Here is a 15,699-nt window from a genome sequence, read left to right on the forward strand (position 1 = left end):
CGATAAAAGGTTGAGGGCTTCCGATGGCCAATCTCAGAGATCACATGGGCAGGCCGATCGTCGCCGTCACCGGCATCGGCGTGGTGACCTCGCTTGGCGTCGGCAAGGCCGATAATTGGGCGGCGCTGACCTCGGGCAAGTCGGGCATCCACCCGATCACCCGCTTTCCCGTCGATCACCTCAACACCCGAATCTCCGGCATGGTCGATTTCCTGCCGTCGAGTTCGAAGGGCGCCAGCCCCCTCACCTACGAATTGGCCGAAACCGCAGCGCGTGAAGCCGTGGCCGAATCCGGTCTCGATTCCAGCGATTTCGGCGGGCCGCTGTTCCTCGCCTCGCCGCCGGTCGAGCTCGATTGGCACGAACGCTTCTCGCTCTACAATTCCGACAAGGACGACGCCGGCGCCGAAAGGCTGCTGCGGGTGGCGCGCGGCCTGAAGGAACTCGACATTTTCGAGACCACCCAGTTCGGCTCGATCGCCGACCGGCTCGCCGACCGGTTCGGCACGCGCGGGCTGCCGATCACGCTGTCGACCGCTTGCGCCTCCGGCGCCACCGCCATCCAGCTCGGTGTCGAGGCGATCCGTCGCGGCGAATGCGACCGGGCCCTGTCCATCGGCGCCGATGGTTCGGCGACCGCCGAGGCATTGATCCGTTTCTCGCTGCTGTCGGCGCTGTCGACCCACAACGACATTCCGGAAAAAGCTTCCAAGCCGTTTTCCAAGGACCGCGACGGCTTCGTGCTGGCCGAGGGTTCCGGCGCGCTTGTGCTGGAATCGCTGGAAGCAGCGCTGGCCCGTGGCGCGACCGTTCTTGGCATTTTGCGTGGCTGCGGCGAAAAGGCGGACGATTTCCACCGCACCCGTTCCAAGCCGGACGGTTCGCCGGCGATCGCGGCCGTTCGCGCTGCCCTTGCCGATGCCGGCCTGGGCGAAGACGAGATCGACTACGTCAATGCGCACGGCACCTCGACGCCGGAAAACGACAAGATGGAGCATCTGTCGCTGTCGACCGTGTTTGGCGAGCGGATCGGCTCGATGCCGATCTCGTCGAACAAGTCGATGATCGGCCACACGCTGTCGGCGGCGGGCGCCGTCGAGGCCGCGTTCTCGCTGATGACCATGCGCGAAGGCGTCATTCCGCCGACCATCAATTACGACAATCCTGACCCCGCGATCGTGCTCGACGTGGTGCCGAACAAGAAGCGCAATGCCGAGGTTCGCAGCGTTCTGTCGAACTCCTTCGGCTTCGGCGGCCAGAACACTTGCCTTGTCATGGCGCGGGAACCGGTCTAAGCGACCTTTTTCAGTCCCACTGAACCGACAGGCTCCATGCGCGCATTGCAACTTATCGAGGACCGCCGTCTTGAAACGGTGGACCTGCCGCCTCCCCCGCCGCCCGCACTCGGCGAAGTCACGCTGCGCGTCAAGGCGGTGGCGCTCAACCATATCGACGTCTGGGGCTGGCGCGGCATGGCCTTCGCCAAGCGCAAATTGCCGTTGGTCGTCGGCGCGGAAGCCTCCGGCGAGGTCGAGGCGGTCGGCCCAGGCGTCTCCAGCCTGCTGCCCGGGCAATTGGTGTCGATCTACGGCGCCCGCACCTGCGGCCTTTGCCGTGCTTGCCGCGAAGGCCGCGACAATCTCTGCGAACATGTTTCCGGTGTCCACGGCTTCCACCTAGACGGTTTCGCGCAGGAGAAGATCAACCTGCCGGCGCGCCTGTTGGTCCCAGCGCCGCCTGGCGTGAGCGACATCGGCGCCGCGGTGGCTCCCGTCACCTTTGGCACGGTCGAGCACATGCTGTTCGACAATGCGAAGCTTCAGCCCGGCGAGACCATCCTCATCCATGCCGGCGGCTCCGGCATCGGCTCGGCCGCGATCCAGCTGGCCAAACGCATGGGCTGCACGATCATCACCACGGTCGGGTCGAACGACAAGATCGAAAAGGCCAAGGCGCTTGGCGCCGACCATGTCATCAACTACCGCGACGACCGTTTCGAAGGCGTCGTGCGCAAGCTGACGAAGAAGAAAGGCGTCGACGTTGTGTTCGAACATGTCGGCGCCGATACCTTTGCCGGCTCGATGCTGTGCCTGAAGCGCGGCGGCCGCCTGGTGACCTGCGGCTCGACATCAGGCGTGTCGACGCAGATCAACCTGATGCAGCTGTTCCAGCAGCAGTTGAAACTTCTGGGATCGTTCGGCTGCCGCATGGAGAACATGGCCAACGCCATGCAGAAGATGGCGGCCGGACAGGTCGCGCCGGTCATCGACACCGAGGTTGGCTTCGACGATATCGATGCAGCGCTGAAGCGCATGGAAGGCCGCGACGTCTTCGGCAAGATCATCCTGCGCGTCGCCTAGGCCCTGATTTCCGTGCTCAAGAAGCTTCGCCGCGACCTGAAGTTCCGCTATGGTCGGCAGCTGCGCCAAGTGAATTACTGGCTGGTTGCACGCGCCGCGATGATCATCATGTCGATGCTGCGCCTGCTGCCGGTCGACAGCGCGCTGAATTTCGCCGACCGCGTCGCACGCCTCATTGGTCCAAGGGTTGCGCGTCACCAGGTCGCCATCGACAATTTGCGCAAGGCCTATCCGGAAAAGAGCGAGGGCGAAATCCAGGCCATCGCTTCCGATATGTGGGGCAACATGGCCCGGCTTGCCGCCGAATACATTTTCCTTGACGCCCTGTTCGACTATGACCCGGCCGCCAGCAAGCCCGGCCGCATCGAGGTCAGGGGCACTGAACACTTCATCGAGATCGCGGCCGAAAAGCAGCCGCATATCGTCTTCACCGGCCATCTCGGCAATTTCGAGCTGCTGCCGGTAGCGGCGGCCACCTTCGGCATGAACATCACGGCGCTGTTTCGCCCGCCCAACAACCCCTACCTCGCCGACTACATCCTTTCAACGCGCCGCTCGACCATGGGATCGCTGCTGCCGTCGATGGCCGGCGCCTCGTTTGCCTTGGCCGGGGTGCTGGAAAACGGCGGCAACATTGGCGTTCTCGTCGACCAGAAATTCTCCAATGGCCTAAAGACGACCTTCTTCGGCCGTCCCTGTCAAAGCAATCGCGTGCTCGGCACCCTTGCCCGCCACTACGATTGCGATGTCTATCCGGCACGCTGTGTCAGGCTGCCGGGCAACCGCTTCCGCCTCGAAATCGAGGACAAGCTGGTCTTGCCGCGCACGGCCGACGGCAGCGTCGACGTCCCCGCCGCCACCCAGATGCTGAACGACGTGGTCGAGCGTTGGGTGCGCGAGGATCCTGGCCAGTGGATGTGGTTCCACAAGCGCTGGGAGATCAGCAACTGGCGGCGCAAACGGCGGCCCAAGCCAGCTCCCGTCTCAGACGCTTGAGCCAGCCGCCGGCGAGAACGCGAGTTCTATGCCGGCCGACGAAGCCGATTTGGACGACATTAATTGCTGACGACAATGCGTGTGTTGCCGAGGCCCACTTCCCGCACCATCGTATAGAAGGTCGCGGCATTGGTCGTGTGCAGCCGCACGCAGCCATGCGAAGCCGGGCGGCCGAGTTGCCTGACGGCGCCCGTTCCATGGATGGCGTAGCCACCGCGGAAGAACACGGAATAAGGCATCGGCGACATGTCGTATTTTCGCGAATACCACATCCGCGCGGTCCGCTGCGGCCGGTAAGTGCCGCGCGGCGTGAAATAGCCCGGACGGGCGGTGGACACGGCCCACCGGTAAACCGCCGAGCCATACCGGACGGTCATCGTCTGCGACGACACGTCGATATTCGCCACCAGCATCGCCGCCTGACTTGCGATCGATGTACCAAACAGCGCGGTTGCCAGCATCGCTGCCACGAAAAAGAACTTTTTCATACGATCAAACCCCTTTGATTGCCCCTTGCCTGCCCGCCATCACGTTGTTTTCACTTTTTTAATGGCGATGAACAGATAGCACATACTCCTTGACCAATTCGCCAATCCAACGCAGCGAATTTGAACGATTTCCCGCAATAGTTGCCGCAACGACGCGCCGCACGGCTCGATCGAGGGGCTTGCAAAACCACAGGGATCGCTGCTCAACTCGCGGCATGAACGAGCGACTCCTCGAGGCAATCGACATCAGGCGCGACGAGATGGTGGCGCTGACCGGCGACCTGATCCGTTTTCCAACCATCAATCCACCGGGCGAAGCCTACCGGCCTTGCGCCGAATATATCGGCGCGCGGCTGAAGAAGCGCGGCTTCGAAACCGAGTTCATCCGCGCCGAAGGCACGCCTGGCGACACCGATCGCTACCCGCGCGTCAATGTCGTGGCCCGTTTCGACGGAAGATCACCCGGCGCCTGCGTCCACTTCAATTCGCATATCGACGTGGTCGAGGCCGGCGACGGCTGGACCGTCGATCCCTTTGCCGGCATCGTCAGGGACGGCAAGGTCTACGGCCGCGGCGCCTGCGACATGAAGGGTGGCCTGGCCGCCTCCATCATCGCCGTCGAAGCCTTCATGGAAGTCTTCCCCGATTTTCCCGGCGCCATCGAAATATCGGGCACGGTCGACGAGGAATCCGGTGGCTTCGGCGGCGTCGCCCATCTGGCCGGGCTCGGTTATTTCTCGAAACCCAGGGTCGACCACGTCATCATCCCTGAGCCATTGAACAAGGACCGCATCTGCCTTGGCCATCGCGGCGTCTGGTGGGCGGAGATCGAGACCAAGGGTGAGATCGCCCACGGCTCGATGCCCTTCCTCGGCGACAATGCGGTACGCCATATGGGCGCCGTGCTGCAGGCCTTCGAAGACGAACTGTTCCCGGCTCTCGACCGCAAGATGACGCGCATGCCCGTTGTGCCTGAAGGTGCCAGGCGCTCGACCATGAACATCAACTCCATCCATGGCGGCCAGACCGAGGATTTCCGGCCCGGCCTGCCCTCGCCCAACGTGCCCGATTCCTGCCGGCTGACCATCGACCGCCGCTTCCTGCTCGAAGAGGATCTCGCCACGGTCAAGGGCGAAGTGACTGATATTCTCGACAGGCTGAAGCGCGAACGCAAAAAGTTCGACTACGAGATCCGCGACTTGATGGAAGTGTTGCCGCTGATGACCGAGCGCGACGCGCCGGTGGTCAAGGCGGTGGCGCAAGGCATTCATGCGATCTTCGACCGCGAGCCCGATTACGTCATCTCGCCCGGCACCTACGACCAGAAGCACGTTGCGCGGATCGGCCACATCTACGACTGCATCGCCTATGGGCCGGGCATTCTCGACCTGGCACACCGGCCGGACGAGTGGGTCGGCATATCGGACATGGTGGAATCGGCCAAGGTAATGGCGATCGGCCTCAACGTGCTGCTGCGCGGCACGGCTGCATGATTAGGCCGCGGCGCAAAAACATTTCACTTCGCGTGACGCGACAGCACGAAACGCAATTTACTCCCGCGCGAAATCACGCTTCTATCCGCCGGCTTGAGCATCTGAGCACATGGGGAGTTCAGCGATGAAACTGTGGAAGACCCTACTGGCCGCTGCCGTGCTGGCGTTCGCAACCGCCACGTCGGCGTTTGCCGCCAGGACCGATCTGGTCATCGGCATTCCGCTTGAGCCTCCGCATCTCGATCCGACGGCAGGAGCGGCCGCGGCTATCAGGGAAGTCACATACGCCAACGTCTTCGAGGGCCTCACCCGCATCGGCCCGAACAGCGAAGTTCTGCCCGATCTGGCCGAGAGCTGGACCGTTTCAGACGACGGCAAGGTCTACACTTTCAAGCTGCATACCGGCGTGAAATTCCACGACGGCACCGATTTCAGTGCCGATGACGTGAAGTTTTCGCTCGACCGTGCCCGCGCGGAAAACTCCATCAACGCGCAAAAGCAGCTCTTTGCTGCCATCGACAAAGTCGAAGTGGTCGATCCCGCCACCGTGAAGGTCACGCTCGCCCACCCGCAGGGCTCGTTCCTCTACAATATGGGCTGGGGCGACGCGGTGATCGTTTCGCCGAAATCCGCCGACACCAACAAGGAAAAGCCGATCGGCACCGGGCCCTTCAAATTCGAGAGCTGGGCCAAGGGTTCATCCATCACCCTCGTGAAATCGGACCATTACTGGGGCGCCCCTGTTTTCCTCGAAAAGGCCGAATTCCGCATCGTTCCCGATGCCGCCGCCGCGGTGCCGGCGCTGCTTTCCGGCGACATACAGGCTTTCCCCTTCTTCGACCCCGACAGCGTTTCTCAGGTCAAGGACGATCCGCGCTTCAAGGTCGTGGTCGGCGCGACCGAAGGCGAGACCATCCTGTCCATCAACAACAAGAAGCCACCCTTCGACAAGCTGCAGGTGAGGCAGGCGATCTCCTACGCGCTTGACCGCAAGGCGATCATCGACGGCGCCTCGGCCGGGCTCGGTCTGCCGATCGGCTCGCATATGTCGCCGGCCAACAAATATTATGTCGACCTCACCGGTCTCTATCCGCACAATGTCAACAAGGCCAAGGAACTCTTGAAGGAGGCCGGGCTGGAGAACGGCTTCAAGGCCACATTGAAACTGCCGCCACCCTCCTATGCGCGGCTCGGCGGCGAGATCATCGCTTCGGAACTTCGCGACGTCGGCATCAATCTCGAGATCATTCCGGTCGAATGGGCGCAGTGGCTGGATCAGGTGTTCACCAAGAAAGACTACGACCTGACCATCGTCTCCCACACCGAGCCGAACGACATCGGCATCTATTCGCGCAAGGACTACTACTTCAATTACGACAACCCGACCTTCGACAAGATCATCGCCGATCTGGATCTGACCTCGGATGAGGCCAAGCGCAAGGAACTGTATGCCGAAGCGCAAAAGATCCTTGCCGACAATGCCGTGGTCGGCTTCCTCTACGAATTGCCCAAGGTCGGGGTCTGGGACGCCAAGCTGCAGGGGTTGTGGGAAAACGCGCCGATCCCTGCCAACGACCTGACCAAGGTGAAATGGAGCGAGTGAGGCTCGCACAACGGTTCGTCATCCTAGGGCGGAGCAGATAGCGCAGCGAACTGCGTAGACCCTAGGATCCATTCCGTGACTTATGAGCGATGCTGCGACGCAGAACCTGGGGGAACGTGAGTTGGAGACAGAAAGAGGCAACGCTGGTTTTGGACCGCCGCGCTCTTCGACTTCTGTCACGGCATGGATCCTGGGGTCTTCGCGACGTCGCTTCGCTCCTGCTTCGCCCCAGGATGACGAAGTTGCGGTTCCCCACCTCCCATGACCGCCTACCTTCTCAAGCGCCTCGCAATAGCCATCGCCACGCTGGTGCTGGCTTCCATCGTGGTGTTCGCCGTGCTGGAAGTCCTCCCCGGCGATCCGGCGCGGCTGATGCTGGGCATGAACGCCAGCGCCGACCAGGTGGAGCTGTTGCGCAACCAGATGGGTCTCGACGCGCCGCTTGCCTGGCGTTACCTGCACTGGGCCGGCGGCCTGCTCAGCCTCGATTTCGGCCGATCCTACACCTATTCGGTGCCGGTCATCGATCTCGTGCGTGAACGGCTTGCCGTATCGCTGCCGCTGGCGCTGATCGCGCTGGCGCTCTCCACCATCATCGCCATTCCGGTCGGGCTGTTTTCCGCCAGCCGGCGTGGACGGGTCGGCGACACGGTGGCGATGGGCGCGGCGCAGCTTGGCGTGGCCGTGCCCAATTTCTGGTTCGCACTGATGCTGATCTATGTCTTCGCCGTCTGGCTGCACCTGGTGCCGGCCGGCGGTTTTCCAGGCTGGGCCGCCGGCGCCTGGCCGGCGCTGAAATCGCTGCTGTTACCGGCGGTGGCGCTTGCTTTGCCGCAGGCCGCGATCCTGGCGCGCGTCACCCGCTCGGCGCTGATCGAGGTGCTGAACGAGGACTATATCCGCACCGCCCGCGCCAAGGGCCTGCCCTACCGCGCCGTGTTGTGGCGCCACGCGCTGCGTAACGCCATGATCCCGGTGCTGACCATCCTTGGCCTGCAATTCGCCTTCCTGCTCGCCGGCACCATCATCATCGAGAATGTCTTCTACCTACCCGGGCTCGGCCGACTGGTATTCCAGGCGATCACCCAGCGCGACCTGATCGTCGTCGAAAGCGTCGTCATGCTGCTGGTCGCCGCCGTCATTGCCGTCAACCTCGTCGTCGACCTTTCCTATGCGGTGGTCGATCCCCGCCTGAGAACCCGGCAATGACGCTGCGCATCGACATCCCCGAGGACACTTTCAGCGGCATCCTGGCCAAGGCGTTCAGGAACACCGCTTTCGTCAGCGGCTTCGTCATCACCGCGCTGATACTGGCGATGGCCATCGTCTCCTATGTCTGGACGCCGTACGACGTGACGAAGCTGGTCATAGCGGACAAAACCCAACGCCCCGCGCTGGCGCACTGGTTCGGCACCGACCATTTCGGCCGCGACATCCTGTCGATGATCATGGTCGGGGCGCGCAATTCGATTGCCGTGGCGTTGGTCGCGGTCGGCATCGGCATGGGTGTCGGCGTGCCGCTCGGCGCCTTTGCCGCGGCCCGCGGCGGCCTCGTCGACGAAGCGCTGATGCGCATCAACGATCTCGTCTTCGCCTTCCCGGCGCTGCTGTCGGCGATCATGATCACCGCCATCTTCGGGCCGGGCGCAGTCAACGCCATCATCGCCATCGGGATCTTCAATATCCCGGTCTTTGCCCGCGTTGCCCGCGCCGGCGCGCTGGCGATCTGGCCGCGCGAATTCATCCTTGCCGCGCGCGCCGCCGGCAAGAGCAGCACGCAGATCACTGTCGAACATGTCCTGCCCAACATCGCCACGCTGCTCCTGGTGCAAGGCACCATCCAGTTCGCTCTGGGCATCCTGGCCGAAGCCGGGCTTTCCTATCTCGGCCTCGGCGCCCAACCGCCAATGCCGAGTTGGGGCCGCATGCTGTTCGATGCGCAGACGCGCATGGTGGTGGCGCCATGGACGGCAATCTTCCCCGGCGTGGCGATCGTCATCACCGTGCTCGGCCTGAACCTCCTGGGCGACGGCATCGCCGACATCCTCGACCCCAAATCGCGGCGGCAGCGATGAGCCTGCTTGAGATCGACAATCTGTCGCTGACCATCGGCGATACGCAAATCCTGAAGGACATGGAGCTTTCCGTCTCGCCTGGCGAGGTCATGGGACTGGTCGGCGAGTCCGGCTCCGGCAAATCGATGACCGCGCTGACCGTGATGCGGCTTCTGCCGCACGCTGCACGTGCCGCCGGACGCGTGACATTCGACGGCATCGATATCCTTGCGGCGACCGAGGACCAGATGTGCGCGCTGCGCGGTGACGACATCGGCATGGTGTTCCAGGAGCCGATGACTGCCCTCAACCCGGTCAAGACCATCGGCGAACAGGTGGCCGAAGGCATACGCTGGCACACCAAAGCGACGCGCGCCGAGGCCGAGGAGCGGGCGCGAAAAATGCTCGACCGTGTCGGCCTTCCCTCGGCGAAATTCCCGCTGTCGCGCTATCCGCACGAACTCTCCGGCGGCCAGCGCCAACGTGTCGTTATCGCCATTGCCTGCGCGCTGAAACCAAAACTGCTGATCGCCGACGAGCCGACGACAGCGCTCGACGTCGTGCTGCAGGCGCAGATCCTCGACCTCCTGCACGACCTCGTCGCGGAGAGCCGCATGGGTCTGCTGCTGATCTCGCACGATCTCGCCGTGGTGACCGAGATGGCCGACCGCATCACCATCATGCGCGGCGGCGAGGTGATGGAGGCCGGAGACACCGCGCGCACGCTGTCGGAACAGCTTCATCCCTATACGCGCCAGCTGGCGCAAGCCTCGATGCATGTACCGGCACGCGCCAGGCCACACGGCGCCGGGCCGGGCCAACCCATGCTTCAGGTTGAAGGCGTGACCCGCGACTATCCCGGCCGGCGTACTTCGCTGTTTCGGCGCGCGCCTGATATCCGTGCCGTCGACGATGTTTCCCTGTCGATGGCGCCCGGACAGTCGGTGGCGCTGGTCGGCCGCTCCGGCTGCGGCAAGTCGACACTCGCGCGCATGATCCTGGCGCTGGACCGGCCGAGTTCGGGCACGATCCGGTTTCGCGGCGAAACCATCACCGGCAAGAGCGAAGCCGAGCTGAAAGCGGCCAGGCGCGACATGCAGGTTGTCTTCCAGGATCCCTATGGCTCCTTCGACCCGCGCCAGAAGGTCGAAAGACTGGTCGCCGAACCCTTGCATGTACTGGACAAAAAACCGACGCCCGCCGAGCGCCGTGAGATGGTCGCGCATGCGCTGCATGAGGTCGGCCTGGACCAGCGCGACATGGACAAGTACCCGCATGAATTTTCCGGCGGGCAGCGCCAGCGCCTGTCGATCGCCCGCGCCATCATCACCCGTCCCAAGCTGGTCGTCGCCGACGAGCCGGTTTCGGCGCTCGATGTGTCGATCCGTGCCCAGATCCTCGATTTGTTCGCCGGGCTCAACCAGAAACTCGGTATCGCCTACCTCTTCATCACCCACGACCTGACCGTCGCCCGCGCCATCACGGACGAGGTGCTGGTCATGCATGACGGCAAGATCGTCGAGCGCGGCAAGACGAGCGAGGTGCTGGATCACCCGCAGTCAGAAGCCGCGCGAGCCCTGGTCACCGCTGCACCGGACCTGCACCGAGCGATCGCGCGAAGAATGCAGGAACAGGGGTGAGCAAGCTGTTCGACCTTAGTCTTCCGGCTGCACCACATCGACCGGGCTGATGTCGAGCAGGTCGAGCGTGCGGCGCAGCAGGCGCACCTCGGTCTCGGCCAGTTGCGAATCCGCCTTCGCGATCTCGGCCATGTGGCGGGCCAATTGCTTGCGTCGTTCGATGTCGAGATCGCGAAACAGCGCGATCGCCTGCGAGCCATTGGTCTCGTAACCGAACTCATTGAGATATTCGATGACGTTGTCGATGCTGGTCTCGGGGATACCGAAAGCATCCTTGCAGATGCGCCGGAAGGCAATCATCTCGCTCTCGCTGACGGTACCGTCCGCCAGGATCATGCGGAACAACATCAACAGTTCCGCCGAGAGGACCGGGTCGTCCGCCACCTTGCGCACGCCAGGGTCGCCGTCGAAGATAGAGCGTATCTGGTCCATCAATGCGAACGCCATCAGAGCCCCTTTCCGATTCCTCTTCAATAATTAGCGCGGAATCAGCCTTGCGCAAACGGGATCGTCGTGGTCGAACGCCTGATATCTCAGCGAAGTGACGCTTCCTCATCTCGATGATCGACCTCAGCCTGCAGACTGTCGCCATGCTCGCTTTCGCCGCTTTTGCCGCGGGCTTTGTCGATTCGATTGCCGGCGGTGGCGGGCTGATCACCATCCCGGCACTGCTGCTTGCCGGTTTTTCACCGGTCGAGGCGCTTGGAACCAACAAGCTGCAAGGCATGTTCGGCTCCGGGTCGGCGACGATCCACTATGCCTCCAAGGGGCATGTCGACCTGCGCCGGCAATTGCCGCCGGCCCTGCTGGCGCTTGCCGGAAGCGCCGTCGGCGCCTTGCTGGCCACGATCGTTCCCGGCGACCTGTTGCGCGCCCTGCTGCCGCTGGTGTTGATCGCCATTGCGCTCTACTTCGCCCTGAAGCCCAACATGAACGATGTCGACCGGGCCGAGCGCCTGTCGCCCTTCCTTTTTGGACTGACCCTGGTGCCGGCAATCGGCTTTTATGACGGGTTGTTCGGGCCTGGTGCGGGCTCCTTCTATATGCTGGCCTTTGTGGCGCTTGCCGGTTATGGCGTGCTCAAGGCGACGGCGCATACCAAGCTGCTCAACTTCGCCTCCAACATCGGCGGCTTCATTGTCTTCGCCGCGGTCGGCGTCATCTCCTGGAAGATCGGCCTGATGATGGGCGTTGCCCAGTTCCTGGGTGCCCGCCTCGGCGCCAGCCTCGCCATGCGCATCGGCGCCAGATTGATCAAGCCGCTGCTGGTGATCGTGTGTGTGGCACTGGCGGCGAAACTGCTGGCCGACCCGGCCAACCCGCTGCGTGTCATGATCGGCGTTTGATAGACAGCCACTGTTCGAATAATGTTGGATTGGCCGGGCGGAAGGGTGGCCAATGCCAATCGAGATGCAGCGCCGAACGGAACAGGACCGCTCCATATCTGGACGCTTCGAGATGCGCCGGCTTCTTCCCGATCCCGCGCTTGAGGGCGTTGTCACCGACATTTGCGGCTATCGCGAAACCGCTGCCGGCCATTTTTGCAATGTCGAATACGCCTCGCTGACCGTGCCGCTGGTCATCAGCTTCGCAGAGCCCTTCGCCATCGGCCTTGGCAAGGCGCCTGATGACAATGACCGCTTCGCCAGCTTCGCCGCCGGCCTCTTCGCCGGACCTTTGATGATCGAATCCTTCGGCGCCGCCTGCTGCGTCCAGATCAATTTCACGCCGCTTGGCGCGCGCCGCTTCTTTCGCCTGCCGATGAGCAAGCTGACCGACAGCATGGTCGTGCTCGACGACGTGCTGGGCATTGAGGGCATGGCGCTGCGCGAACGGCTTGGCAACGCGCCGAACTGGACGGCGCGTTTCGATCTTGCGGAAGCCTTCGTCACCGCCCGTCTTGCGAGCGCCGCCGAAACGCCGCCGGAGATCGCGTGGGCCTATGACCGCATCGTCACATCGGGCGGCCGGACACGGATTGCATCGCTCGCCGAGAGACTGGGCTGGAGCCGCAAACATCTCGCCGGCAGCTTTTCCAATGCCATCGGCATCGGTCCCAAGACGCTGTCGCGCATCGTGCGCTTCAACCGCGCGCTCGGCCTGTCGCGGCAGCAAACCGCTGACTGGGCCGACATTGCCGCCGATTGCGGTTATGCCGACCAGGCGCATCTGGTGCGCGAATTCCGTGAGCTGGCAGGCGAGACGCCGACGGCGCTTTCGGTCAGGTAACATTTCTTCAAGACGCTGGAACGGCCTTCGCCCAGACTGGGTATCGACCAACCAACCGAAGGAGATCGACATGAACAGCAGCACTGAAGCACCACGGCTCTACCCTGCCCTGCGCTATCGGAATGCCGCGAAAATGATCGACTGGCTGTGCGAAGCCTTTGGCTTCAGCGTCCGTGCCCGCTATGGCGACGGCGATGTCGTTCATCATGCCGAACTGGTGTTCGGCTCCTCCATGATCATGCTGGGCACGGTGCGTGATGACGACTACGGCAAGATGGTCGGGGAGCCAGGTTCGGGCGGCGGCAAGTCGATCTATATCGCCGTCGACGATGCCGATGCCGCCTACGCCAGGGCAAAGAAAGCCGGTGCCACGATCATCCAGGAACTAACCGACCGCGACTATGGCAGCCGCGAATTCATCTGCCGCGACCTGGAAGGCAATGTCTGGTCCTTCGGCACTTACTGGCCGAAGGCCGGCGAGAAGGCCTGAGCAAACCTAAGGCGTGCTGAGGTTCAGGTCAGGCCGAGCCGAAAATGACGGGTTTCGAGAACCGGAGCGGAGCGTACTTGAAGTACGTGAGCACCGGAAGCGCAGGAAACCGGCGTTTGCAGGCCGGCATCACCTGAATATCGGCGCGCCTCAGCGGGCCAGGGCGAAAATCGCGTCACAGTCGAGATGGGCTTCCAGCTCGGCCGCGACCTCGTCCAGCGCCCGCTCGACTCCGGCCCGGTAGTCGATGCCGCCACCCTTGATCCCCAGGCTTTCGAGGAATTTTCCACGAAAGCCGTCGGCGCCGAACAGACCGTGCATATAGGTGCCGATCACTTTGCCATCGGCCGAGATCGCACCGTCCTCGACGCCATTGATGATCGCCGACGGCCGCGCTGTGTCCGGGCCGGTGGTGCGGCCGAGATGGATTTCGTAACCTTCAAGCGGCAGGTCGAACGGGACGGATCGCGCGCTGACATTGCGCACGGTCTTCTCCGGCTCCATCACCGTTTCGATATCGAGCAGGCCGAGCCCTTCGGTCTCGGTAACGCTGCCTTCGATACCATCGGGATCGCGCACCATACGGCCAAGCATCTGAAAGCCGCCGCAAATGCCTACGATATGGCCGCCCCGCCTGCGGTGGGCCAACAAATCGCGATCCCAGCTATTCTCGCGGAATTTCAGGAGATCGCCGATCGTCGATTTCGAGCCGGGGATGACCACCAGCCCGGCATCGGCCGGCAGCGGTGTACCGGGCGGTACGAACACCACTTCGACCTGAGGTTCGGCCTTGAGCGGGTCGAGATCGTCGAAATTGGCGATGCGGCCAAGCATCGGCACCGCCACCTTCAGCGCGCGCGCCTCGCCGGACGCAAGCCGTTCCAGCACCACCGAATCCTCCGAAGGCAACCTTGCCGCCGCCTTCAGCCATGGCACGACGCCGAAACAGCGCCATCCGGTGAATTTTTCGATCGCTTTCAGACCATCATCGAACAGCGAGACATCGCCTCGGAACTTGTTGATGAGGTAACCCACGATCATGCGTCGGTCCTCTTCCGGCAGGATAAGATGGGTACCGGCAACCGAGGCGATGACGCCGCCGCGGTCGATATCGCCGACCAGCACAACCGGCACATTGGCACGCGTGGCAAAGCCCATATTGGCGATGTCGCGGCTCCTGAGATTGATTTCGGCCGGCGAGCCGGCACCCTCGACAATGACAAGGTCCGCGTCCTCACCGACCTTCGCCCAGGAATCGAGCACCGCGTCCATCAGCCGGCCCTTCAGCGCCTGGTAGTCGCGCGCCCTCGCCTCGCCGAACACCTTGCCCTGCACGATGATTTGCGCGCCGACATCGGTCTGAGGCTTGAGCAGCACCGGGTTCATGTGGACTGACGGCGCGACGCCGCAAGCGATTGCTTGCAGCCATTGCGCACGGCCGATCTCGCCGCCGCCACGTCTGTTGTCGCCGGGAATGTCGGCGACCGCGGCGTTGTTCGACATGTTCTGCGGTTTGAACGGCCGCACCTTCAGGCCGCGTTTTTTTGCGGCGCGACAGAGGCCGGCAACCAGCACCGTCTTGCCGACATCCGAACCCGTGCCTTGCAGCATGATTGCCCTGGCCATCAGTTCCGGCCCTGCGTCGCGGTTCCGGTGATCGTGGATTTCTGCGCCAACGGCCCGCCGCGCCAGATGTAGAGCGCCAGCAGCGGCTCCTTGCCCGTTCGCATGGCGTGATTGACGTTCGAAGCGTGGTGGACGACCTCGCCGGCCTCCCGCTTGCGAAAACCGCCCTCGCCCATGCGCCACTCTGTGCCACCGGTCAGCGGAATATAGATCTCCTCGGCGACGTGATGGTGGTCGGGATAGACGATGTCGGGTCCGAGGATCAGCAGCCCGGCCGCCACCTCGTCATTGGCGAAATGGCCACGCGTACCGAACATTTCCAGCCAGCCGTAATTGTCGATGAAGGCCTTGCCGAAATCAGCCTCCGTATAGGTCTGCCCCCAATGCAAATCGTTGCGCTGCCGCGCCAGCAATTGCACCAATGGCTTCGCATCCGGCGGCGTCAGTTCGGCGGCGCGATCGAGATGGCGCAGGCAGCCGAGCGTATGTGGCTCCAGTGCGCGGGCCGGCATGTCCCAGCCAATGCGCGCCACGGCGTCTCGCACCAGGGCATCGTCCACTGAAGCGAGATAGGCGCGGAACTGTTCCAGCAGTTCGTCGAATTTTGTCGTCACATCTGGCTCCGAACATGCATTGATGCACAGCCGCTCCGCGATCGGTTGGGTTGCGCGGCGGCATCATTGGTCTAGATTGGTGCGCGCGCAAAGCCAAAAACGACAG

General features: G+C 63.2%; 15 protein-coding genes. 11 read left to right on the forward strand and 4 right to left on the reverse strand.

Features of this window, described 5'->3' with window-relative positions; all coding sequences use genetic code 11:
• Window positions 1-23: 23 nt before the first annotated feature.
• From FJ548_RS25875 to FJ548_RS25885, 3 genes are read left to right on the forward strand one after another with little or no spacing between them, the layout of a single operon-like run.
• Entirely contained in the window at window positions 24-1,295 is a 1,272-nt protein-coding gene (locus tag FJ548_RS25875; protein WP_140763312.1) for a beta-ketoacyl-ACP synthase, read from the forward strand.
• Between the two features lie 36 nt (window positions 1,296-1,331).
• Window positions 1,332-2,360 carry a zinc-binding dehydrogenase gene (locus FJ548_RS25880; protein ID WP_140694232.1) on the forward strand — a complete coding sequence of 343 codons (1,029 nt, stop codon included), beginning with the start codon at window positions 1,332-1,334 and terminating at the stop codon, window positions 2,358-2,360.
• Window positions 2,361-2,372: 12 nt separating this feature from the next.
• Window positions 2,373-3,356, forward strand: coding sequence for a lipid A biosynthesis lauroyl acyltransferase (locus tag FJ548_RS25885; RefSeq protein WP_181168911.1), 984 nt, complete (start codon window positions 2,373-2,375; stop codon window positions 3,354-3,356).
• 59 nt (window positions 3,357-3,415) lie between these two features.
• On the opposite strand, the gene FJ548_RS25890 is transcribed toward FJ548_RS25885, so the two are convergent.
• On the reverse strand, window positions 3,416-3,844 hold the full coding sequence (locus FJ548_RS25890) for a L,D-transpeptidase (RefSeq protein WP_140694230.1): 429 nt from the start codon (window positions 3,842-3,844) through the stop codon (window positions 3,416-3,418).
• Between the two features lie 215 nt (window positions 3,845-4,059).
• Here FJ548_RS25890 and FJ548_RS25895 point away from each other — a divergent pair, with 215 nt between their 5' ends.
• The 5 genes from FJ548_RS25895 to FJ548_RS25915 all read left to right on the forward strand — a co-directional run bounded on the left by FJ548_RS25895 (window position 4,060) and on the right by FJ548_RS25915 (window position 10,634).
• Entirely contained in the window at window positions 4,060-5,337 is a 1,278-nt protein-coding gene (locus tag FJ548_RS25895) for an acetylornithine deacetylase/succinyl-diaminopimelate desuccinylase family protein (protein ID WP_140779364.1), read from the forward strand.
• Window positions 5,338-5,461: 124 nt separating this feature from the next.
• Complete coding sequence (locus FJ548_RS25900) at window positions 5,462-6,940, forward strand: ABC transporter substrate-binding protein (protein WP_140694226.1); 1,479 nt, start codon at window positions 5,462-5,464, stop codon at window positions 6,938-6,940.
• Between the two features lie 261 nt (window positions 6,941-7,201).
• On the forward strand, window positions 7,202-8,149 hold the full coding sequence (locus FJ548_RS25905; protein ID WP_140694224.1) for an ABC transporter permease: 948 nt from the start codon (window positions 7,202-7,204) through the stop codon (window positions 8,147-8,149).
• The gene (locus tag FJ548_RS25910) at window positions 8,146-9,015 is read left to right on the forward strand and encodes an ABC transporter permease (RefSeq protein ID WP_140779365.1); all 870 of its coding nucleotides are present in this window, start codon (window positions 8,146-8,148) and stop codon (window positions 9,013-9,015) included. The genes FJ548_RS25905 and FJ548_RS25910 overlap by 4 nt, the downstream gene beginning before the upstream one ends.
• Entirely contained in the window at window positions 9,012-10,634 is a 1,623-nt protein-coding gene (locus tag FJ548_RS25915) for a dipeptide ABC transporter ATP-binding protein (RefSeq protein ID WP_140779366.1), read from the forward strand. Before FJ548_RS25910 ends, FJ548_RS25915 begins: the two co-directional genes overlap by 4 nt.
• A 15-nt stretch (window positions 10,635-10,649) precedes the next feature.
• Here the strand turns inward: FJ548_RS25915 and FJ548_RS25920 are convergent, their stop codons facing one another.
• Window positions 10,650-11,081 carry a TerB family tellurite resistance protein gene (locus tag FJ548_RS25920; protein WP_140694218.1) on the reverse strand — a complete coding sequence of 144 codons (432 nt, stop codon included), beginning with the start codon at window positions 11,079-11,081 and terminating at the stop codon, window positions 10,650-10,652.
• A gap of 113 nt (window positions 11,082-11,194) precedes the next feature.
• On the opposite strand from FJ548_RS25920, the gene FJ548_RS25925 reads away from it, so the two are divergent.
• The 3 genes from FJ548_RS25925 (at window position 11,195) to FJ548_RS25935 (ending at window position 13,353) form a co-directional block, all read left to right on the forward strand.
• Window positions 11,195-11,980 (forward strand): TSUP family transporter, encoded by a 786-nt coding sequence (locus FJ548_RS25925; RefSeq protein WP_140779367.1) that lies wholly within the window; start codon window positions 11,195-11,197, stop codon window positions 11,978-11,980.
• Between the two features lie 52 nt (window positions 11,981-12,032).
• Complete coding sequence (locus FJ548_RS25930; protein ID WP_140779368.1) at window positions 12,033-12,863, forward strand: AraC family transcriptional regulator; 831 nt, start codon at window positions 12,033-12,035, stop codon at window positions 12,861-12,863.
• Between the two features lie 70 nt (window positions 12,864-12,933).
• Entirely contained in the window at window positions 12,934-13,353 is a 420-nt protein-coding gene (locus FJ548_RS25935) for a VOC family protein (RefSeq protein ID WP_140779369.1), read from the forward strand.
• Between the two features lie 150 nt (window positions 13,354-13,503).
• Here FJ548_RS25935 and FJ548_RS25940 read toward each other — a convergent pair whose 3' ends face one another.
• Together FJ548_RS25940 and FJ548_RS25945 are read right to left on the reverse strand one after the other, a co-directional pair.
• Entirely contained in the window at window positions 13,504-14,979 is a 1,476-nt protein-coding gene (locus FJ548_RS25940; RefSeq protein WP_140779370.1) for a cobyric acid synthase, read from the reverse strand.
• Window positions 14,979-15,593, reverse strand: coding sequence for a dimethylsulfonioproprionate lyase family protein (locus FJ548_RS25945; RefSeq protein ID WP_140779371.1), 615 nt, complete (start codon window positions 15,591-15,593; stop codon window positions 14,979-14,981). The genes FJ548_RS25940 and FJ548_RS25945 overlap by 1 nt, the downstream gene beginning before the upstream one ends.
• Between the last annotated feature and the right edge of the window lie 106 nt (window positions 15,594-15,699).

Source organism: Mesorhizobium sp. B2-4-17 (assembly GCF_006441275.1).
Classification (GTDB): Bacteria; Pseudomonadota; Alphaproteobacteria; order Rhizobiales; family Rhizobiaceae; genus Mesorhizobium.